The 19,432-nt window shown below is 57.2% G+C and carries 23 protein-coding genes, 1 tRNA gene and 2 pseudogenes; 15 read left to right on the top strand and 11 right to left on the bottom strand.

Going from position 1 to position 19,432, the window contains the following annotated elements; translation table 11 throughout:
* Positions 1-45: 45 nt before the first annotated feature.
* From cbiB to BO74_RS09965, 4 genes are all read left to right on the top strand, one after another.
* Positions 46-1,002 (top strand): adenosylcobinamide-phosphate synthase CbiB, encoded by a 957-nt coding sequence (gene cbiB / locus BO74_RS09950; RefSeq protein ID WP_496441992.1) that lies wholly within the window; start codon positions 46-48, stop codon positions 1,000-1,002.
* Positions 995-1,993 (top strand): threonine-phosphate decarboxylase CobD, encoded by a 999-nt coding sequence (cobD, locus tag BO74_RS09955; protein ID WP_496441994.1) that lies wholly within the window; start codon positions 995-997, stop codon positions 1,991-1,993. Before cbiB ends, cobD begins: the two co-directional genes overlap by 8 nt.
* Positions 1,990-2,871, top strand: coding sequence for a cobalamin-binding protein (locus BO74_RS09960; protein ID WP_496441996.1), 882 nt, complete (start codon positions 1,990-1,992; stop codon positions 2,869-2,871). Before cobD ends, BO74_RS09960 begins: the two co-directional genes overlap by 4 nt.
* 73 nt (positions 2,872-2,944) lie before the next feature.
* A tRNA-Arg gene (locus BO74_RS09965) sits at positions 2,945-3,021 on the top strand.
* Positions 3,022-3,186: 165 nt separating this feature from the next.
* Here the strand turns inward: BO74_RS09965 and BO74_RS09970 are convergent.
* Positions 3,187-3,459, bottom strand: a complete 273-nt coding sequence (locus BO74_RS09970; RefSeq protein WP_496441998.1) for a helix-turn-helix domain-containing protein — start codon at positions 3,457-3,459, stop codon at positions 3,187-3,189.
* 124 nt (positions 3,460-3,583) lie between these two features.
* Between BO74_RS09970 and BO74_RS09975 the strand changes: the two genes are divergently transcribed.
* From BO74_RS09975 to BO74_RS10000, 6 genes are all read left to right on the top strand, one after another.
* On the top strand, positions 3,584-3,817 hold the full coding sequence (locus tag BO74_RS09975) for a hypothetical protein (RefSeq protein ID WP_496442000.1): 234 nt from the start codon (positions 3,584-3,586) through the stop codon (positions 3,815-3,817).
* Positions 3,810-5,078, top strand: a complete 1,269-nt coding sequence (locus BO74_RS09980) for an Arm DNA-binding domain-containing protein (protein WP_496442002.1) — start codon at positions 3,810-3,812, stop codon at positions 5,076-5,078. Before BO74_RS09975 ends, BO74_RS09980 begins: the two co-directional genes overlap by 8 nt.
* Positions 5,075-5,992, top strand: coding sequence for a hypothetical protein (locus BO74_RS09985; RefSeq protein ID WP_496442003.1), 918 nt, complete (start codon positions 5,075-5,077; stop codon positions 5,990-5,992). The genes BO74_RS09980 and BO74_RS09985 overlap by 4 nt, the downstream gene beginning before the upstream one ends.
* Before the next feature lie 78 nt (positions 5,993-6,070).
* Entirely contained in the window at positions 6,071-6,280 is a 210-nt protein-coding gene (locus tag BO74_RS09990; protein ID WP_496442005.1) for a hypothetical protein, read from the top strand.
* A gap of 111 nt (positions 6,281-6,391) precedes the next feature.
* On the top strand, positions 6,392-6,616 hold the full coding sequence (locus tag BO74_RS09995) for a hypothetical protein (RefSeq protein WP_496442006.1): 225 nt from the start codon (positions 6,392-6,394) through the stop codon (positions 6,614-6,616).
* On the top strand, positions 6,613-7,113 hold the full coding sequence (locus BO74_RS10000; protein WP_496442007.1) for a group I intron-associated PD-(D/E)XK endonuclease: 501 nt from the start codon (positions 6,613-6,615) through the stop codon (positions 7,111-7,113). The genes BO74_RS09995 and BO74_RS10000 overlap by 4 nt, the downstream gene beginning before the upstream one ends.
* Positions 7,114-7,260: 147 nt before the next feature.
* Here the strand turns inward: BO74_RS10000 and BO74_RS10005 are convergent, their stop codons facing one another.
* The 8 genes and pseudogenes from BO74_RS10005 to BO74_RS10040 all read right to left on the bottom strand — a co-directional run bounded on the left by BO74_RS10005 (position 7,261) and on the right by BO74_RS10040 (position 13,505).
* Positions 7,261-7,719 carry a PIN domain-containing protein gene (locus tag BO74_RS10005; RefSeq protein ID WP_496442051.1) on the bottom strand — a complete coding sequence of 153 codons (459 nt, stop codon included), beginning with the start codon at positions 7,717-7,719 and terminating at the stop codon, positions 7,261-7,263.
* Positions 7,720-7,921: 202 nt separating this feature from the next.
* A complete protein-coding gene (gene istB / locus BO74_RS10010; RefSeq protein ID WP_496442009.1) occupies positions 7,922-8,716 on the bottom strand; it encodes an IS21-like element helper ATPase IstB in 795 nt (264 codons plus the stop codon).
* Positions 8,709-10,199, bottom strand: a complete 1,491-nt coding sequence (gene istA, locus BO74_RS10015; protein ID WP_496442011.1) for an IS21 family transposase — start codon at positions 10,197-10,199, stop codon at positions 8,709-8,711. Before istA ends, istB begins: the two co-directional genes overlap by 8 nt.
* Before the next feature lie 172 nt (positions 10,200-10,371).
* Positions 10,372-11,043, bottom strand: a complete 672-nt coding sequence (locus BO74_RS10020; RefSeq protein WP_496442013.1) for a hypothetical protein — start codon at positions 11,041-11,043, stop codon at positions 10,372-10,374.
* Between the two features lie 146 nt (positions 11,044-11,189).
* Positions 11,190-11,831, bottom strand: coding sequence for a hypothetical protein (locus BO74_RS10025; protein ID WP_496442015.1), 642 nt, complete (start codon positions 11,829-11,831; stop codon positions 11,190-11,192).
* A gap of 638 nt (positions 11,832-12,469) precedes the next feature.
* Positions 12,470-12,703 (bottom strand): transposase, encoded by a 234-nt coding sequence (locus tag BO74_RS10030; RefSeq protein ID WP_496442017.1) that lies wholly within the window; start codon positions 12,701-12,703, stop codon positions 12,470-12,472.
* Positions 12,704-12,788: 85 nt separating this feature from the next.
* Positions 12,789-12,899: pseudogene (locus BO74_RS10035) on the bottom strand (IS110 family transposase); the annotation flags it as partial.
* Positions 12,900-13,031: 132 nt separating this feature from the next.
* Entirely contained in the window at positions 13,032-13,505 is a 474-nt protein-coding gene (locus tag BO74_RS10040; RefSeq protein ID WP_496442018.1) for an RpiB/LacA/LacB family sugar-phosphate isomerase, read from the bottom strand.
* Positions 13,506-14,250: 745 nt separating this feature from the next.
* Between BO74_RS10040 and BO74_RS10045 the strand changes: the two genes are divergently transcribed.
* Positions 14,251-14,601, top strand: a complete 351-nt coding sequence (locus tag BO74_RS10045; protein ID WP_496442020.1) for a hypothetical protein — start codon at positions 14,251-14,253, stop codon at positions 14,599-14,601.
* Positions 14,602-14,617: 16 nt separating this feature from the next.
* On the opposite strand, the gene BO74_RS10050 is transcribed toward BO74_RS10045, so the two are convergent.
* Positions 14,618-15,550, bottom strand: a complete 933-nt coding sequence (locus BO74_RS10050) for a LysR family transcriptional regulator (RefSeq protein WP_496442021.1) — start codon at positions 15,548-15,550, stop codon at positions 14,618-14,620.
* A 56-nt stretch (positions 15,551-15,606) separates the two neighbouring features.
* Between BO74_RS10050 and BO74_RS10055 the strand changes: the two genes are divergently transcribed.
* The 4 genes from BO74_RS10055 (at position 15,607) to BO74_RS10070 (ending at position 18,903) form a co-directional block, all read left to right on the top strand.
* On the top strand, positions 15,607-15,801 hold the full coding sequence (locus tag BO74_RS10055) for a hypothetical protein (RefSeq protein WP_496442022.1): 195 nt from the start codon (positions 15,607-15,609) through the stop codon (positions 15,799-15,801).
* A gap of 220 nt (positions 15,802-16,021) precedes the next feature.
* Complete coding sequence (locus BO74_RS10060) at positions 16,022-17,005, top strand: TRAP transporter substrate-binding protein (protein ID WP_496442024.1); 984 nt, start codon at positions 16,022-16,024, stop codon at positions 17,003-17,005.
* Positions 17,006-17,024: 19 nt separating this feature from the next.
* Entirely contained in the window at positions 17,025-17,603 is a 579-nt protein-coding gene (locus tag BO74_RS10065; RefSeq protein ID WP_496442025.1) for a TRAP transporter small permease, read from the top strand.
* A gap of 1 nt (position 17,604) precedes the next feature.
* Positions 17,605-18,903: a TRAP transporter large permease gene (locus BO74_RS10070; RefSeq protein ID WP_496442027.1), complete on the top strand. Its 1,299-nt coding sequence runs from the start codon at positions 17,605-17,607 to the stop codon at positions 18,901-18,903.
* A 37-nt stretch (positions 18,904-18,940) separates the two neighbouring features.
* Here BO74_RS10070 and BO74_RS10075 read toward each other — a convergent pair.
* Positions 18,941-19,156 (bottom strand): annotated as a pseudogene (locus tag BO74_RS10075) (transposase domain-containing protein); the annotation flags it as partial.
* Between the last annotated feature and the right edge of the window lie 276 nt (positions 19,157-19,432).

A 19,432-nucleotide genomic window follows, 5' to 3' on the forward strand; every position in this document is an offset into this window, starting at 1 on the left:
GGGGGGATCGGCGTAGAATCCCGCCTTCGTTTCCGCGATTTTCTCATGCCTTTCGTTTTTTCTCCCGCCGGTTTACCGACAGATCTACCCCCTTCGCTGTGGTTGCCGCTGGCCGCGCTCGCCGGCGTCGTCCTCGACCGGCTGCTCGGCGAGACGCGCCGCTGGCATCCGCTGGTCGGCTTCGGGTGGCTGGCCAACGTCATCGAAGGGTCTTTGAATGCTGGCCGACGCAGCCGGGCCAAAGGCGTTGTTGCCTGGATGCTGGCCGTGTTGCCGTTGACGGCACTGGCGTGGTGGGCGCGCGGTGCCGGGAGGTTCGGCTGGCTGCTCGATGTCATCCTGCTTTATTTTGCGCTCGGGGGGCGCAGTCTGGCCGAACACGCCGAACGTGTCGCCAGCGATTTGCACGCCGGTGATTTGCCCGCGGCGCGCGAACACGTCGGCTGGATCGTCTCGCGCAACACCGCCGAGCTCGATGAATCCGGTGTGGCCAAGGCCTGCGTCGAATCGGCGCTGGAGAACGGCAACGATGCGGTATTCGGCGCCCTGTTCTGGTTTGCCCTGTTCGGCGGTGCCGGCGTGGTGCTGTTTCGCCTGTCCAATACACTCGATGCGATGTGGGGCTACAAGACCGAGCGCTTCCTGCGTTTCGGATGGGCCGCAGCGCGCATCGACGATCTGCTCAACTACGTTCCGGCCCGTCTGACGGCGCTGTCCTACGCCCTGTTCGGCGAAACGAAACGGGCGCTAACCTGCTGGCGTCGGCAGGCGCCGGTGTGGGAGAGCCCGAATGCCGGACCGGTGATGTCGGCCGGAGCGGGCAGCCTCGGACTCGCCCTTGGCGGCCCGGCGATCTACCACGGCCACGTCGAGGAGCGGCCGGTTCTCGGCGAGGGCCGGCCGGCACGCGGTGAGGACATTCCACGCGCCTTGTCTCTCGTCCGGCGCAGCATCGGCCTGTGGCTGGCCGTTCTTCTGGTGATTGGAGTTTGCGGTGCTTGAACACGGCGGACGTCTGCGGCAGGCGTCGCAGGACTACGGAATCCCCCTTGAAAACTGGGTCGATCTGTCGACCGGCATCAATCCCGATGCCTACCCGGTGCCGCCGATCGATCCCCTGGCCTGGCTACGCCTGCCGGAGGAAAACGACGGCCTGGAAGCGGCGGCCGCCGCCTATTACGGCAACCCACGGCTTTTGGCGCTGCCCGGTTCGCAGGCGGCGATCCAGTCGCTGCCCAAGTTGTTCAGGCCGATGGTCCTGGCCTGTGTTTCGCCGCTGTACGAGGAACATCCGCATGCCTGGGAAACGGCCGGGCACCGCTTGCGCCGCCTGCCGTCGCTGGCGCGGGCCGTGTCCGTCGCCACGCCGGCCGTGCTGCTCTGCAATCCCAACAACCCGACGGCCGAGCGCCAGCCGAGAGAGGCCGTGCTCGACGCTGCCGCGCAATTGCGTCGCCGTGGCGGATGGCTGATCGTCGACGAAGCCTTCGCCGACGCCGAACCGGAAAACACCGTCGCCGCGCTCGCCGGGAGCGAGGAAGCGCCGAACCTGATCGTGCTGCGCTCGCTCGGCAAGTTTTTCGGCCTGGCCGGGGCGCGGGTCGGTTTCGTTTTTGGCGCGGCGGAGAAGCTTGAACCGCTGCGCGAGATGCTCGGGCCGTGGGCCGTTGCGCATCCCGCCCGCGTCGTCGCCCGTGCCGCCCTCGAAGACAGGGCATGGCAGGCTCTCGCACGCGAAAGGCTCGACTCGGCGTCGCAGCGGCTCGCCGAGATGCTCGCGCCGCTCGGTGCGGTGCGCCGTACGGCGCTGTTCTGTACCGTCGGAGGCGGCGATACGCCACCGGCAACCGCAGCGTTGGCCGAGCATTTCGCCCGGCGCGGCATCCTGGTCCGTCGCTTCGATGCGCCGGGTCTCTTGCGCTTTGGCTTGCCTGGCTTGGAAGAAGAATGGCAGCGTCTGGCCGCCGCGGTGGGTGAGTGGTCGCCGTCGTGAGACGGCTCGCATTTGCCCTGATCGCCGCGTTGTGCTCGGTACAGGCGTCCGCCGATGTCCGCGTCACCGATGACACGGGCGCCACGGTAACCCTGAAGCAGCCGGCCCGGCGCATCGTCACCCTGGCCCCCCATCTCGCGGAAACGCTTTTCGCCGCCGGCGCCGGTGACCGCCTCGTCGGAACAGTCGACTACAGCGACTACCCGGAAGCGGCGAAAAAGGTGCCGCGGGTCGGCGGCTACTCGCGCGTCGACCTCGAAACCGTCGTCGCGCTCAAGCCGGACCTGATCATCGCTTGGCACAGCGGCAACGCGCCGGCGAACGTCGAGAAGCTGCGCGGATTCGGCTTCCCGGTTTACGTCTCGCAGCCCGATCGTATCGAGGACGTGGCCGGGGAAATCGAACGCATAGGCCGGCTGGCCGGGACGTCGGCGGTTGCCGATGCGGCGGCGGAAAACTTCCGGAAGCGCATCGACGGTTTGCGTCGTCAGTACGAAAAGAAGGCCACGGTCCGCACGTTCTACCAGATCTGGAAGCAGCCGCTGTCGACGGTCGGCGGCCGCCAGATCATTTCCAGCGTCATCCGATTGTGCGGCGGCGAAAACGTTTTTGGCGACCAGCAGGCGCTGGCGCCGGTCGTATCCGTCGAGGCCGTCGTGGCCGCCGATCCCGAGGCGATTGTCGCCAGCGGCATGGGCGAAGCCCGACCGGAGTGGCTCGATGACTGGAAACGCTGGCCGGCCATTACCGCCGTTGCCCGGAACAACCTGTTCTTCGTGCCCCCCGAGCTGATCCAGCGCCATACGCCGCGCCTGCTCGACGGCGCGGAACTGCTCTGTCGGCATCTGCAAACCGCGCGCGATCGACGCGCGAAGTGATTGAATTCTTTGAAATGCGGGATAGACGCCGGGGCCTAAAACCGCTATGCTTGCGCCCCTTCGCAATTTCAGCGCGCCCGTAGCTCAGTTGGATAGAGTATTGCCCTCCGAAGGCAGGGGTCGGACGTTCGAATCGTCTCGGGCGCGCCAATGAATTCAATGGGTTAGGCTATTTTAGCCTACCCATTTTCATTTTGTGACCACTCCGTGACTAATTTGTGACTACGCTGTGACCGTGTGCTGCGGGCCAAAATAGTATGTTGTCCGGAATGACCACTGCTTTCCGTGACCGCAAGGATCGGCGCCAGATACTGGTTAGCCGCTAGTTTCCTGTTCGCCTCGATCGGATTGCGTTCCCGGTACAGCAGTGTCCGGGATGTACTCTGCCAGTTGTTCAATCCGGCAGTCAAAGTAGGCGCATAACCGATCCACATGATCGGTGAGTGTGCCATATCCCCGCTGGTTGACCATCTTGGATAAGGTCACGCGGCTTATTCCTGTCGCTTCCGCTAACTCAAGAAGTGTAATTCGCCGTCCCTCGCGGAACTGCTTCTCGGCTAGGAGTTGCTGTATGTGGAATCGAATCATTGTTTGTCTAGTTTAACAGAAGAAAAACTAGGCTTGCATTTTCGCTCTGCAGTGTTAAACTAGTTATACATTGATGTCGATAGGTGCATCAATGTTTGTTTAGTAAATCACTGGAGAGATAGAAATGACACAAACTTACCTGACAACTGATGAACTGTCCGCACGAATCAAATATGACTCACGGACTATCCGTGAACGACTAAAAGATAGCGTACTGCTCGAAGGGATTCATTACATCCGCCCGTTTGGCGGTCGGAAGATTCTCTTTATCTGGGAAAAAATCGAAGAGGACATGAGCATGTGTGCCCAGCATGCCTTTTCGATTCCCTTGGCGAACGGAGGTGTATGCCATGGCTAGTATCCAATTGAGAAAGGAGACGGGCACCTTGATCATCGACTTCTATTACCAGGGTACCCGTTGCCGCGAACAAACCACCTTGCCCGATACGTCCGCGAACAGGAAGCGTCTCCAGAAGGTTCTCGACCGAATCGAATCCGAGATTGCCGCGTGCACCTTCGATTACCGCCAGTTCTTCCCGACCAGCCGGCAGGCGGTCAAGTTCGATCCGGTCAGCCAACCGTTGGCTCCGGCGGTCAGCATCGCGAACCCGGCACGTGTAACGACCGCACCGGTCACGCCGCTGTTCAGGGAATTCGCCGAGGTCTGGTACAGCGAGAAAGAAATCGAATGGCGGCGCTCGCACAAGACGCTCATCCGTAACGAACTCGATCGCAGCCTGATTCCCGAATTCGGGGATCGGGAGGTCGGCCAGATCTCCAAAGCTGACGTGCTTGCCTTCCGCGCCAAACTCGCCAAAGTCACCGCGAAGGGCAAAAAAACCTCACTGTCCGCTGCAAGAATCAACAAGATGCTGAATCCGCTTAGGCAAATCCTCAATGAAGCGGCCGACCGCTTTGATTTTCGCACGCCGTTTGCCAATATCAAACAACTCAAGATCAAGCGTACCGACGTCGATCCCTTTACCCTCGACGAAGTCCGCACCTTGCTGGAAACGGTCCGCGCCGACTTTCGGCCGTATTTCACGGTGCGTTTCTTCACCGGCCTGCGCACCGGCGAGATCGACGGACTGCAATGGCAATACGTCGATTTTGACCGTCGCCTCATCCTGGTTCGGGAAACCATCGTCGCTGGCGAAGAGGAGTACACCAAGACCGACGGCAGCCAGCGCGACATCCAGATGAGCCAACTCGTCTATGACGCCCTGAAGGAACAGGAGCAGGGCACCCGCCACCTGTCGAAATTCGTTTTCTGCAACCGGCTGGGACAGCCGCTCGATTACAAGAACGTCACCAACCGCGTCTGGAAACCGCTGCTCCGCCACCTTGACCTCAAGGTCCGGCGTCCCTACCAGTGCCGGCACACGGCTGCCACGCTCTGGCTGGCCAGCGGCGAGTCCCCCGAATGGATCGCCCGGCAACTGGGCCATACCACCACGGAGATGCTCTTCCGGGTGTACAGCCGCTACGTCCCCAACCTCACCCGGCGCGACGGTTCGGCCTTCGAACGCCTGCTCACCGGAACGATCGGCCACGGAGGGCGTCAGGTCGTTCTTCCGGATAGCAACACAGTAACCCAACCGATGGAGGGGCAGGTATGAGCTACCCCATCAACACCCCCACGCCGTCCGGCACGACCTCTCCTGTAGAAACGCGGGCCCTGGCTCCCTACTACCGTCTGACCAGCCTGATGCGTCTCCCCGGCAAGACCGGGACCGGCGTCTACAACGAAGCCACGCTCTACTGTGCGGGAGATACTCTGCGCCTCGGCTGGACCTCGCCGACGGTAGACTCCCGCCTGCGCCGGGGCGACATCGTCACCGTCCGGGAAGGGCGGGCGAGGGCGCCTCGCCCCGAGGTGCTCACGGTGTTGCGCATCGCCCGCGTCGATCAGCCGGTGGCCGCGGTCAATCCATTCGAACTGGTGCCGAGTTCGTGGCTCAATGACCGGGTGCTCGCCCAACGCGCAAAAAGCCTTTGGGAGCAGATGGAGCGTTCCCTGCAGCATTTGCTGAATGCCGTGCTCTGGGACGGGGCGCGTTTCTACCGCTACGTGACCGGCCCGGTCTCGCTGGCGGAGTATCCGGCGCCGCCCGGTGGCACCTTCCGCCGTGCCGTCGCGCTCGCCGAAGAAGCCGTGTTGCTGGCCGACGGCCTGCCCAACGTCGCGCGCGGCGTGCTCATCGCCGCCGCCCTGCTGCACGAGGCCGGCAAGGCCGACGATTTTCGTGTGGCGGCTGACGGGAGCGGGGTGGCCTTAAGCGAGCGCGGCCGCTGGATCGGTTACCAGCACACCCTGCTCGAATGGCTGGGGGTCGCCCGAACCAAGAGCATCGTCCCGGACGCGCTGTACCACTTGCTGGTCCACGTCCTGATCGCCGTCCACCGGCCACTGGAATCCCCGCAGGCGATCGAGACGGCCATCCTGAAGGTCGCCCGCGGTTTCATCGACAGCCCCGAACGGCTGCGTCAGGCCGACAGGCTCATTCCCTGCGCCCGCGAGACCTTACATTGATCCACCCGCGCGGTGCCGTTGGCTCGACGTCGATGGCGCAACGTCGACGGCGCCGCCTCACGGCATCTGGAGATTTTTATGACTCAAACCCAACCGACCTTCATGCAACGCTGCCGCGCCGAATGGCGGCGGCTCAATCCCTACTACCTCCCCGAAACGAAAGGGCTCTTCTCCGTATTCAAGGCCGGGTTCCGGGAGGGATGGGTAGGGTTTTTCGCTCCGCTGCGCTTCGTGTGGTGGCTGGTTGCCCAGAGCTGGCGCCGTGGGGGAAGGCGGGGATGCCCATGAAACCCAATCGCTATCCCCCCGACCCGGACCACGGTCCGCCTGAAACCCGGACGGCTTCTCCGACTGCTTCCCCGTTTCCTCAAACAGGCCGCCTGGCAAGCCGGAGACGTCTTGCTCGCGCAGCTTGAAAACGCTCATCGGGTTTGGACACGGCTGCAGGATGAAGGGATTTGGCGGATCGATCGTCTGCGCCGGCGCACCGGATCCACGGCGGACGGCGAGGCCGTCGGCCGAAGGATTCGAACCTTCGGGGATTACTTGGCCCTGCGGCGTGAACGCGCCGGGCAACCCCCGTTCTTTGACCGAATGCTCGACCGTTCTATGGAGAAACGATGACGAATTTACGTACAAAACTACGTCTGACGAGCATTGGCGTCCTCGCGATAGTCTTCCTGAGTATCGCCATGGTCGCTTTGGTGGAAGTGCCTCACCAGAAACCACGTCATCTGATTCTCGATGCGCTGGACTGCGAAGGTGTGCGGCGGCTTGGCTTGTCACCCTCACCGATCGACCGTGGCATCTGCGAACTGGAGGCGAAAGCCGCCTTCGGATCGGATTGGATGAAGATCGGTAACTTCCTCGCCGCTTGGCTTCTCGGCGATGGATGGGACGTTTTGATCCCGGCCATTGATCACGGGGAAAAAACCGCTCTGGTTGTTGACGACGACAGCCGCTACTATCGAATTCAGGTCAAAGGCCTTCAGAGCGATAGCGAGGATGCGGTCGTCGAGAACAAATGGCGATCTGCGAAAATTGATTACGTGGCGTATTTTCAATTGCCGGCGAGTGGGGGTACATCACTCCTGCATTTCCCGAAGAACGCAGGCCGCTGAAGTCACCGGGGCATATCCGGTTTCACAAGCATCCGACGAATTTTTTGAAGGCGTTTAAGAAAATCTAAGTAGTTAGGCGCTGGCTAGGGAGCAGCGCCGTTGATCCCTACAGAGCGGGCGCGGCAATCACCACCCCCCGATTTTCCGTTAGACCTGTTCTGCCGGAAGCGGCAATTCCAACTTTCCCTGCCGCGCCGAATCCGGAATTGGCAGATCGTCAATTTTGACGGATTTCAAGTTGAGTTTCGCGGCTATCCGAGCGAGATCACCATCTTCTGAGTAAATTGCGGTGGCGCCTTCAGTCTTCGCGATGGCAGCAATCTGCCAGTCAAACTTAGCCTTTGCCCAAGTCTTCGCTTCGTTGCGTTTGTCGCCGCCGGTCTTGGCGGCGTCGATCATCAGAGCGCATTCCATGGCTGCTCTGCTACCAAAAGGTGCAATCCTGAAGCAGCCCGAGGCAATTAGTTTCTGATAGTAGGCGTCGCGGGCTTTATCGGCTTTGGCAAGAAACTCAGCGAGAGCTGGAGTTGGAATTAGTACCTTTGTACGCTGCTTGGTGGTTGTCAGAATGAGATGATCAAGCCGAACCCTTCGATCCCCTTTGATTTGTCCGTACCGGGTGAACTCTGTGCAGGCGTGCCGACTGAAATATGGTCAGGGGCTAAAGCTGGTTTTTTGATAGCCAGCGGAAGATCAGTGTAGCGTAGTTGTCGTTGGACAGCCCTCCATTCCGGTAAAGTGGATGCGGTTTTGGCGCTGGAGAGTCCGCGTAGGGCGTAGCCCGTAGCGGAATTTCCAGCGCGGCGGTTCAGAGGGGTTCAGGAACGGGAGTGCGTTTGCTCTGCTCTCTGTCTTTGATTCTCGACCGGGCCACCTCACTGCTGTGACGGAACCGGTATGACTCGTTTCCGGTTTCGACGATGTGGCAATGATGGGTCAGGCGATCGAGCAATGCCGTGGTCATCTTGGCGTCCCCAAAGACACTGGCCCATTCGGCGAATGGCAGATTGGTCGTGATCATCACGCTGGTGTGCTCATAAAGTTTCGAGAGCAGGTGGAACAGCAAGGCACCACCGGCCTGGCTGAACGGCAGATAACCCAGTTCATCGAGAATCACGAGATCCATGCGCATGAGTTGGAACGCCAGTTTGCCGGCCTTGCCGGCGGCTTTCTCCTGCTCGAGCAGATTGACCAGATCGGCCGTTGAATAGAAGCGCACACGCTTGTCGTGCTGGGTAATGCCAGATACCCCCAATGCCGTTGCGAGATGAGACTTCCCGGTTCCGGTACCACCGACGAACACGACGTTATGCGCTTCTTCGGTAAAAGCCAGCGTCGCCAGTTCCATGATCAGGCTACGATCGATCTTCGACTGCCCGAAATCAAAGCCCGCCAGATCACGATGCACCGGAAACTTGGCGCTATGCAATTGGTAGCTGATCGAACGTACGTGTCGGTCCGTGTGCTCGGCTTGCAGAAGGTGTTCGATTAGCCAGCGCGACGTTTGCAGTCCGGCGCTATCTCCTTGCGCAACAACCTCTTCCCACGCGCCGGCCATGCCATGCAGGCGGAGGTTTCTCAGTTCGGCGGCAACATCACGCATGGCTCACCTCCTGGCGCAGACGGTCATAGCGGCTTGTATCGGCGACAGGAATCTCGCTCACCGTCAAATGCGTCTCCACCTGGGGCGGCGGTGGTACCGACTTGAGTCGGTGCAACACATTCTCGATATGTTCGATACTCGGATGGCCGGATTCCAGCACCAGTTCGACTGCGACCAGGACGGATTCCAGCCCGTGGCGGGGAACGGCTGCCAGAATCTTGGCCATGAGACGATCGCCACCTTCCCGTTTGAGCAGCCAGGCACGCAACTGCTGAAGCGGTTGGGGCATGTCAGCGAAGGGGGCACCGTTGCGTAGTGCGCCCGGTTTGCGTTCGACTAGGGGGATGTAGTGTTGCCAGTCGTAACGCGTTTCGTTCCGCCCGAAACAGCGCACGTGGCTTGCGATCAACGTATCGTGGGCAACCAGATCGATCCGTTCCGGATAGATACGGATGCTCACCATCTGACCGACCAGTTCGCATGGTACCGAATAACGATTACGCTCTTCCGATACCAGGCAGGTACTGGAGACCTTGCCCAGCGTCTCCACGTAACCGTCAAACGGCGTCACCATTGGCATGAGATGCGGTTGTTCCTGTTCAAGCATCTCGGCCAGCGTCAGGTCGTACTCGGGATGCTTGAGTTCCCCCCAGAGTGCGCGGCAACGCGCCAGCAGCCACAGATTCAACTCGGTGAAGGAGCCGAAGCGCTGTCCGGCCGCATCCTGCCAAAGCCGTCGCCGGCTATCCTGAACGTTCTTCTCAACAACCCCTTTCTCCCAGCCCGAGGCGACATTGCAGAATTCCGGATCGAAGAGATAATGCGCTGCCATGGCGGCGAAGCGGGTATTGACGACGCGGGCCTTGCCTTTCTTGACCTTGTCGACCGCAGTCTTCATGTTGTCGTAGATGCCACGGCGCGCCACACCGCCCAGAGTGGCAAACGCGCGCGTGTGCGCATCGAAAAGCATTTCGTGGCTCTGTGTTGGATACGCCTGCACCACGAACGCCCGGCTGAAGCAAAGCTTCAGATGCGCCGCCATGATCTTGCGCCAGACGCCACCAATAACCAGATGCTCTTCGCTCCAGTCGAATTGATGCGCGTCCCCCGGTTCGAATTGCAGTGGCACGAAGGCGCGCACTGCCGACTGCCCATGGCTGGCGTGCCAGGCACGAACAAAATCGGTGACTGCCGTGTAACCCCCTGAGTAGCCCTTCGCCTGAATCATCGACAGCAGCTTCAGCGCGGTGCGCCGCTCACGACGCGGACGACGCGCATCAGCCTTGAGTGCTTGAAGCAGGTCTTCCTTGAACGGCGTCAGCTTGCCGGGCCTGCCTGCTCGTTGGTATTTCGGCGCACTACCTGCCGGCGCCTTCACCCATTTCTGGACGGTCGTCCTCGACAGCCCTGTTCTCTTCGCAATCTCCGATCGGGACATCCCGTCCCGGTAAAACATCCTGCGTACCTTGCCAAACATTTCCATGGTGATCACCCCATCTCGCTCCTGCGCAAAAAATGCACAGGGTAGGTTGAACACCCTGACCAATTTTAAACCGGCACAACCTCTTCAAACTGCCTGGAATTCAGTCGGTACGAACACCTTTGATTTTGTCATTGAATAATTCAACCAACACCGAAGCATCGAAGAGGATCAATTATTCACCCCGAAGTTTTTTGAGTTCTTCTTGAGGAGCAGCCATGTCGTTCCACTGGCTGCCATCAATTGCCCTAAGCCCGGCAATCACGTCTTGCAAGGGGGTATCGTCCAGCGCCTCGAAACTCTGAATATCAAATAAATCCAGCTCCCACTCACCCTGCTGGTTACGTCGCCATTTGCCTTTGCCACTGACGCGAACTTGAGCGCCGAATATGTGGCTTGCAAGGTTCTTGGCGATATCTCGTTTCGTGTTGCAGCGGAAATACTGGCCGTTTTCACCCTCTAGCATCACCGGGACGGTTTCATCCTTGCCGCCAATCCGTATAACAGTGCCGTCCAGTTCGCCCTGTTCATACAGAACAACCTCTTCCGCTAGCGGTGTTTTTGCTCCTTTGAACTCAAGAATCTTAGCGCCACCACGGGGGCGGATATATGCAGATGCATTATCTTCGCGGAGCATTTCGTTGATTCGCTGCTTGGCATTGCTCAATTCTTTGGGCGCATCGCTGGTGTCAACCAGACGGAGCCTCGCTTCAACCTTGGGTTGGGCGGTGTTTTCAACCGAAATGACGGGGACAGCACTGCCCTTCACGACCTTGACGAAATGCACATGATCTTTGTTGCCAAACAGCGTAGCAAGTTGGGCCAAATAATCGGCGAGACGACTCATGGGCAACGTGTCCGGCGCCCATGCGTCAATCCTGAAATCGTAAAGATGTGTTTGCTTATCCACTTTGCCGTACCCTCAAATCGCAGTATGGCACCCAGCCAACGAACTTCACAAGACCTGCCGCGAGACCAGAGATGAAGGCGCGTTCACGGTGGCAACGTTATGCCGACTTCTTCAAGCTCTCTCTTGAACCGATACCACGTTGATTTCGGCATTGAAGCCATGACGGCATCCCTACCCTTCTCGCGTAGGTCGGCGAGTCTGCACGCCATCTCCCAGGCCTTCATGTACTTGAATTTTCCGCGTAGCAGTTCAAGCTCCGGGTAGTGCTCCTTTGTCTCCTTCGCCCGTTGCGCTTTTTTGTTTTCGATGTACGCCGTCTCTTTTGCGTTGGCAGCGTCGATGGCAACAATCTCATCCATCGACCGCACAACGTGCCGCTCCTCTTTGCCCACCGCGCCCTTGGTCACGTAGACCAGCAGATGCTGCTTCTTATTCTTCTGCTGACGGGCGTAGGCAAAACTCACCGCCTCGTCGTAATCGAAAAACTTCCGCAGAGGCTTTACCTCGCTCCGCGCACAGAGTCGGTCGCGGGAGTTGTCGCCCACTGCCCAGCCTTCTTGACACCAATCCATTAAGTCGATGACGTCAACGTTGGCGGGCATGAGGCAATCGGGGATGGAGTATTGTTTTCCACCCTGCGAAAAGACGTGAACCATGTTGCGGTAGTGGTACTTATAGCCGTCGACGTAGATAACGAGGTGGCCGTGGGGGAGTGGAGTTGGCATGGCTAACTATTCGACCGACTGAAGCACACCGGGCATTTGATGTACCAGATTGACACGAACGGCTTCGACGAGGTGCAGTGCCGTAAATCAAGCCAAATCAGGCAGCTTGAATTCCTCGAATAGCCCGCAACACGACTCTTAAACTTCGGTCAGCGCGATGTTGGCGACTTGCGCATAATGCAGAGGGTTTTTAGCTTGGCGGACGCGGCGCACCGTGATTGACGAGCGTTCGGGCGGCTGCCTCCGCGGCCGGTAAGCTAAAAAGCCTGTTGGACTGAACCGGCGCACCGGCGGTGAAGCTATGGGAATTGAATCGTAGCGCTCGGCGAAGCACGCCGCTGACGGATGCGAAACGCGTGCAATCGACGCACGAGGTTTGAATTCCTGGCCCGGCGTCGGATGTCGAACGGCGGTGACGCGCCATTAGATGGGGAAGTCCTTCGCCGATCGTGGACATGACGCCGGTGCTTCCGCGCGCTGATCAAGGCAATCCCGTCGATTCGCGAAGAAGGTCGCGAAGCGCTCAGCCGGTTTTGTACGGTGGCGTTCATCGTTGAATGCGCGGCGGCCCGCGTGGCAGTGTGCCCGGCAGGAATGTCTCGATGCAGACCATATGTCCATGGCCGCACTGGGGACAGTCACGCAGCGACCTGCCGGTGAGTTGCTCGTATCCCCCTGAGCATGGGTAAGCGCCGCGTCGGCGCTTCAATACCGCGCTCGCGCATCCAGCGACGGACCTGATTGGCGTTGATGCCATTGGCCATCGCGATTCCTGCCACCGAGGCATCAGGTTCGCAACAGGCGGCGATGACCGCCTGCTTGAATTCTTCCGGGTGATGCCGCCTGCGCCGTATCGGCTTCTGTATCTCCATCGATCGTGTCCACCATGTTTTTTAGTGGGCACGATCTTCCCGGTCTAATCCCTCAATTCACAGATGACTTCGCCGGGGGCTTACACACCTGTGCCCGTTTGAGCGCCTTCTTCACGACCACCTTGCCCCGTGCGTCAACACCATGAACCTGGAATACGTTCTTTGCCCACTCAATGCCAATTGTCGTAATGTTCATTTCGGTTTCCTCTCGCGTCGTGGGATATCGCTATCGCCACTTTGGCACTTTGATGCCGTTTCAGGGAGGGACGACCATCCCAATACTTAAGAAAACCGGAAGTCTGTCCAACTGCGCGGGGCCACCTCTTTTTTAGAAAAGATCTGTCCAAGTAAGCGGTAAGAGTTCGTAGTTGTCTACTCTACGAGAGGAGCATTCCGACGCATCGAATTTGGCATCGACAAACGCTTTCATCAACTCGTGAATATCGCCACGCCAACCGACATCGTTTGATATGCACATAACATTGACATCGTCATGCTCAATGCACCTGCGCGCACAATGAGAATCATGACAAACGGCCGCTCTAATATCGCGAAGCCTGTTTGCAGCAATAGATGCTCCGACTGGACTTTCGCAAATAATGACGCCACGATGTGCGCGTTTGCGAAGTATCTCTTTACAAACACGCCGTGCTACATCTGGAAAAGAAATGATACGGGCATCAAGAGTCCTGACATCAATAACCTTTAAACCACGCTCAAGAATGTATTTAATTATATCTTCCGTGAGCGAAAGCCCTGTGTGATCTGATCCGACAACGATAATCTCAGTACCGTCTCTCATATTCTTTATTCCTTGCACTTACTTCCTGGTTTCAACATAAATTGAAACACCGAACACAAGCCAGGAAATACGAAAACGTCTTCCTGGAAAATCAATAGCACTTGTTGCCCTTTCCAAAATTTTAAACTGGCCTTGGCCACTAGGGATGAGTTTATGTGATGCCGCAAAGGTATTAAACGATTGCTCATTATGTATTGGACGCAGGTGTAATGGAAGAGGAAACTACGTTTCAAGAAACTGCAGGGCGTGGGTTGATTAAGCGGATTAAGGCGTTCAGCGCTTTGAAGATATTTGGCCACCAGGGCGAGTTATTGAGTGTTTCGGCAATTTTGGAGACGGCTACCAATAGTAAGTTACCTGGATCATTTATCGAGAGGTCGCCGGTCTAAGGATCGAAAAGATTATGAAGAGCATGCTACCTTTCTATTTCATTCTTCTGTGCGATATGCTCCTCATCACATATCTGCCGCAGCTCACGCTGTGGCTGCCATCAGTAATGAAATAATCATACGGCAGTGGCGGTGTCTCGTGATTCTTTGTGGGCGTGCTACCAGACGATCCCCGAGCCTAGAGCGAGGCAGCCCCGCGACGGAAAGATGAACGGCGGTAACCAATCCGCGGATATGAGCTTGATCCATCGTCGGCACACCGGCCCGCTCGTCGCGTTCCCACTCCCACAGTTGTCTGCGTCACCCCATCGTGAGGCGCGAGGCTAACGCTTGCCCAAATTGACACCAGGGGCCATATGAAAAAAATCGATCTCCAGTGCCTGCTGGCCGATTTTTTGCGTGAAGGTCTTTCAGATCCGGAACCGCTGAAATACGTTCTTTGCCAAATCAATGCCAATTGTCGTAATGTTCATCTCGGTCGCTCCTCTCGCGCAGTGGGATATCGCTATTGCCACTTTGGCACTTTCATGCCGTTTCAGGGAGGGGCGACCATTCCATTGCTTATACCTTTGTCCTATTTCACGAAACCACTTCTGTTAATGGCGAAGGCTTATTATTGGATCAATGGACCTGCTAGCCCAAATGCATGGCGCCACAGTTTGCTGGGCGTACTTCCAAAATCCAAACGCCGTTTGTCTCATCCTTAATCAAATGCGGATCTATTCAGCGCGTCCTAAGTTCCTGGAGCCAACTCTTGTTCGGTCCGGGAGCATTTGTTGCAACCAGCAATGTCACTTGCCGAAACGACCGAATTGCTGGTGAGTCTTTGCCTTTATGCCATGCAAGGGCTATATGGACAGGCTCAGTTTTGTCGATGATTTCCAAAAAGCGAACGCCTTTTGGGTGCAAATTGCGCGCAGTGTCGGGCACTATCGCTATCCCAATGCCCGCCCCAACTAGACCAACCACAGTGTGTATATGAATCGCATTTTGAACAGCCCTAGGCGTGAATCCGGCTAATTCACACATTGCGATTATTCGTGAATGAAACAGGGGGCTTTCTCTCTTTGCAAACAGAATCATTGGTTCACTTGCACAATTTAGCAAGCGCACTGCCTCAGATTTTGCTAAAGGGTGCTTATCCGATACGGCGAGTATAAAAGGATCGTCCATAAAAATCTGAGTCTCAATTTCACTTGGTGCAGTTTGTGGTCGCAGGATACCCACGTCTATAAGGCCACGAGCTAAAGCGACGTGTTGCTCAGTGATGCTCATTTCGTGAAGCTCAAGTTCTATGTCCGGATAAAGATGTTGGAATCGTTCAACGACTGACGGCAACAATCCATAGGTCGAGGAGTGGATAAAACCGACGGACAAGCGACCGAATTCACCGTTGCCGACACGACGAGTGTCAATGGCTGCTCTACTGATGTCTGCCAGAATCTGGTTAGTTCTCTGCAATAAAAGAGTTCCGGCCGCGGTAAGTTCCACGCGACGTTGTGTTCGGTTCAGGAGCTTAGTACCGATTTCTTCTTCAAGCTGTTGGATCTGTCTCGACAATGCGGGCTGAGCGATGCACAACCGTGCTGCCGAGCGCCCAAAATGCAGTTCTTCCGCAATCACCTGAAAATACCGTAGGTGCCTAATATCAATCATATGTGATGCCGCAAAGGTATTAAACGATTGCTCATTATGTATTGGACGCAGGTGTAATGGAAGAGGAAACTACGTTTCAAGAAACTGCAGGGCGTGGGTTGATTAAGCGGATTAAGGCGTTCAGCGCTTTGAAGATATTTGGCCACCAGGGCGAGTTATTGAGTGTTTCGGCAATTTTGGAGACGGCTACCAATAGTAAGTTACCTGGATCGTTTAAACGTGAAATTAGAAGAGGAACCGAGAAAGCATGACTTACACTATTCCATCCTTTAGCTACCATAAAGGACTCTGGCTTCGGGGCTTACTCGATTGGTCACAGCAATCAGGAATTCTTTACGGCACTAAAGGCAGCCTATTTCCAATCATGAAGACCAAAGGCGTGCGCCACGCGACGCACGCCGTTCTCAAAACAAAGCGATTCAAACGGGTCCCTTAAGTCGAACGACCACTTTTACACATAAAGGAGATGCTATGAAACTCAATACACTTTTGGTGGCAGCAGGGTTGGTCTCAGGGCTTCTCTCGGCGACAGCGTCGGCCCAGACCGTGCTAAAGCTCGGACACGTTTGGCCCCAGACGGAGATCCACGCCAAATCGGCCGAGATGTTCGCCCAAGACATCGAAAAAGCAACGAACGGCGAGGTCAGGGTCCAGGTCTTCGGTGGCAGCACGCTGGGTAGCGACCGAGAACTCGTTGAAGGCCTGAAGTTCGGTACCGCTGATATTTGGGTAGGCGGGGCCGGGATACTCTCTGCGGCGTCCGATACGGCAAAAATCTTTACACAGCACTTCATGATCTCGGATATTGACCAATTTAAGAAGGTCTATGGGGGTCCGATCGGTCAGGAAATCGCCGACCGGATCAAGAAGGAGTCTGGTTATCAAGTAATTTCTTATTGGCTGCGCGGTCCGCGGTGGCTTACCACAAAAACTGCCGTGAATACACCTCAGGACTTGTCAGGGAAGAAGATTCGGGTTCCGGATAGTCCGGTCTTCGTCAAGTCATGGCAAGCCTTGGGCGCAGCTCCAACGCCGCTAAGCTTCGGCGAGGTGTTCACGGCGCTGCAGCAGGGGGTGATCGATGGTCAGGAGAACCCGCTGTCGTTGATTCTGGCGTCTAGGTTCTCGGAAGTGGTTAAGTTCCTGATCAAAACGGAACACGTCTACGAGCCGATTGCCGTGGTGATGAGTACGCAAAGTTACGCGAAAATCCCGGAAAAGCATCGCCAGGCGGTCCTTCAGGCGGTGAACGGACGCGCCAAGGATTTTGCCGAGACCGAGGTGTCAAATGGCGAGCAAACCTTCCTGCAAGCGATCAAGAGTCAGGGGATGACGGTAGTCGAAGTAGACAAAGCTCTCTTTCGCGCTAAGGTTGCTCAGGTCGTCGATAAGGACTTTGCTTCGCTGAAACCTCTTTATCAGAAGATTTTAGGCGAAGCTTCAGGCAGCAAGTAAACGTGGAATTGCGAAGAACATGAAAGAAGTTAAGACCCCTACCCCCACGACCTGCAAGCCTGCGGTGCATGCCCAGGTCGTGGGCGGGTGTGTCGCTCGTGCGCTGGTTGGATTTGCTGACCGGTTCAACGCTGCGCTGTTTTTCTTGCTCTCTTGCGAAATCGGTGTTCTCGGATGCCTCGGTCTAGCCCAGGTAGTGTCGCGGTATGTCTTCGGTAGCCCACTGGTATGGTCGGAAGAGATCATACGCTATGCGCTAATCTGGACCGTTTTCCTAGGGGCTGGAGTGGCGGTGAGGAAAGGTCAGCTGGCGGCTGTTGAACTGGTCCGAGAGCTGGTACCAGCGACTATACGAAAAGTACTCGTTGGAGCCTCACTGGCGATCAGTGGCGCGTTTTGGGCCGTCCTTTTGACCTATGGGATTATTATCCTTGATGCCGTCCAGGGGATGCGATCGGGCGCTCTGGAACTGCACATGCCGATGGTTTACCTTGCGATCCCGGTAGGAGCAGGTATAGCGCTTATCAACACCATCGTTATCGCAATAGACGGGTGGGAGTCAACGGTCGCCGTCTCAATCGACTTAGAAAGAAACTAATATGCCTCCAATCGGGATTGGCTTCGTATTGCTCCTTCTGCTCTCCGCTGGAGTACCGATTGCAATCGCTCTCGGGATGACGTCGATTGTATCGATGCAAACTTCAGGCATCCCGCTGCAGAGCCTTGTGCAGCGGATGTTCGCAGGAATCGATTCCTTTCCGTTGGCGGCCATACCGTTCTTCATCCTGGCTGGTGCCCTGATGGAATCGTCGGGAATATCAGGGCGGCTGATTAACTTCGCGCAAGCCCTAGTCGGGCGCGCGCGCGGCGGTTTAGGGCTTGTGACGGTGATTTCCGCCATGTTCTTCGCGGCAATCTCTGGATCTAGCGCCGCGACGACTGCGGCTATCGGCAGCATCCTGATTCCAGCTATGTCACTGCGTGGTTATCCGCGACCGTTTGCCACGGCGCTTCAAGCGGCGTCCGGGGAGTTAGGGGTTATTCTTCCGCCTTCGATTCCGATGATCATTTTCGCGCTCACCGCCGGGGTTCCGGTTTCGATCGGCGACTTGTTCATCGCGGGCGTGATACCCGGCGTCCTGATTGGTGGCTCATTGATGCTGACGGTTTATATTATCAGCCGAATTCGCGGTTACGGACTGGGCACTGGGGGGGGTAGCGTTGCTTTCGAGGAACCACCGGAGAAAATTGCAGCGTTGCGCGCAGCGGTTTTGCCCATCTTGATGCCGCTGATCGTTCTGGGTGGAATTTACGGAGGTATCTTCACGCCCACCGAGGCGGCCATCGTAGCTGTTTTCTACTCGCTGCTGCTGGGGTTGCTTGTGTATCGGTCGCTGACGCTTGTCAAACTGATGGAGTCGCTCCGCTCCACGCTTCTGAGCACGGTCGTTATTCTCCTGATTATCTCGACAGCTAGCGTATTCGGTTGGGTTCTCACGGCTAACCGCATACCGGATATGATTGCCGAGAGTCTAATTGCCTTGTCCGACGATCCCTACATTTTCCTGCTGGTGGTCAATATCTTTCTTCTCCTCGTCGGCATGTTCATAGAGACCGGGGCCGCCATCATCCTCATCGCACCTATCTTAACTCCAGTGGCATTAAAAATGGGAATCGACCCCATACACTTTGGGATAGTGATAATCGTTAACCTTGCGGTCGGGATGACTACCCCGCCAGTGGGCGTGAACCTATTCGTAGCGTGTCAGGTCGCCGGTCTAAGGATCGAAAAGATTATGAAGAGCATGCTACCTTTCTATTTCATTCTTCTGTGCGACATGCTCGCCATTACATATCTGCCGCAGCTCTCGCTGTGGCTGCCATCAGTAATGAAATAATCAGTAAGCGCCCGGCAAACCCATCTTGATGGGAATGTCAGGCGGGTTGGTTCTGCCAGCGATGCGGAAGAAGTTCGACGATTTTGCTGAACAGCTGGGTTGGCAGACGCGCGAGGACATCCTTCAGATAGACGAAGGGATCATGGTCGTTGAGTTTCGCCGACTGGATCAGGCTCATGATCGCGGCGGCGCGCTGGCCGGCACGCAGGCTGCCGGCAAAAAGCCAGTTCTTCCGCCCGGTCGCCAGTTCGCGCTCATTCTGCCCATATCGGGCAAGAAGTTGAAGTCCATTATCGCTGGCATCCCCTGTACGGCCACCGCGTCAAGGTTCGAGACGTCGAGCAACGCGGCAACGGCCGCGTAATGCATGTCGATGCTGCCCCTGGCGTGGTTAAAGTGGTGGCGGCCTGGATGCTTGATTCTACCGAGTGTTCGGCCATGGAGCTCGGCGAACCGAGGGTCACCGTGGCCGCGCTATCCGATCTGCATCGACTGCTTGTTGACCGGCACTTGAGAGCAAACTCGCCGG

It is taken from the genome of Propionivibrio pelophilus DSM 12018, assembly GCF_059569095.1.

Coding starts and splice junctions, on each gene's coding strand:
- cbiB (WP_496441992.1), top strand. CDS start 46: ATGCCTTTCGTTTTTTCTCCCGCCGGTTTACCGACAGATCTACCCCCT.
- BO74_RS09970 (WP_496441998.1), bottom strand. CDS start 3,459: ATGATTCGATTCCACATACAGCAACTCCTAGCCGAGAAGCAGTTCCGC.
- BO74_RS09975 (WP_496442000.1), top strand. CDS start 3,584: ATGACACAAACTTACCTGACAACTGATGAACTGTCCGCACGAATCAAA.
- BO74_RS09980 (WP_496442002.1), top strand. CDS start 3,810: ATGGCTAGTATCCAATTGAGAAAGGAGACGGGCACCTTGATCATCGAC.
- BO74_RS09985 (WP_496442003.1), top strand. CDS start 5,075: ATGAGCTACCCCATCAACACCCCCACGCCGTCCGGCACGACCTCTCCT.
- BO74_RS09990 (WP_496442005.1), top strand. CDS start 6,071: ATGACTCAAACCCAACCGACCTTCATGCAACGCTGCCGCGCCGAATGG.
- BO74_RS10000 (WP_496442007.1), top strand. CDS start 6,613: ATGACGAATTTACGTACAAAACTACGTCTGACGAGCATTGGCGTCCTC.
- istB (WP_496442009.1), bottom strand. CDS start 8,716: ATGCGTGATGTTGCCGCCGAACTGAGAAACCTCCGCCTGCATGGCATG.
- istA (WP_496442011.1), bottom strand. CDS start 10,199: ATGGAAATGTTTGGCAAGGTACGCAGGATGTTTTACCGGGACGGGATG.
- BO74_RS10020 (WP_496442013.1), bottom strand. CDS start 11,043: ATGAGTCGTCTCGCCGATTATTTGGCCCAACTTGCTACGCTGTTTGGC.
- BO74_RS10025 (WP_496442015.1), bottom strand. CDS start 11,831: ATGCCAACTCCACTCCCCCACGGCCACCTCGTTATCTACGTCGACGGC.
- BO74_RS10030 (WP_496442017.1), bottom strand. CDS start 12,703: ATGGAGATACAGAAGCCGATACGGCGCAGGCGGCATCACCCGGAAGAA.
- BO74_RS10040 (WP_496442018.1), bottom strand. CDS start 13,505: ATGAGAGACGGTACTGAGATTATCGTTGTCGGATCAGATCACACAGGG.
- BO74_RS10045 (WP_496442020.1), top strand. CDS start 14,251: ATGAAAAAAATCGATCTCCAGTGCCTGCTGGCCGATTTTTTGCGTGAA.
- BO74_RS10050 (WP_496442021.1), bottom strand. CDS start 15,550: ATGATTGATATTAGGCACCTACGGTATTTTCAGGTGATTGCGGAAGAA.
- BO74_RS10055 (WP_496442022.1), top strand. CDS start 15,607: ATGGAAGAGGAAACTACGTTTCAAGAAACTGCAGGGCGTGGGTTGATT.
- BO74_RS10060 (WP_496442024.1), top strand. CDS start 16,022: ATGAAACTCAATACACTTTTGGTGGCAGCAGGGTTGGTCTCAGGGCTT.
- BO74_RS10065 (WP_496442025.1), top strand. CDS start 17,025: ATGAAAGAAGTTAAGACCCCTACCCCCACGACCTGCAAGCCTGCGGTG.
- BO74_RS10070 (WP_496442027.1), top strand. CDS start 17,605: ATGCCTCCAATCGGGATTGGCTTCGTATTGCTCCTTCTGCTCTCCGCT.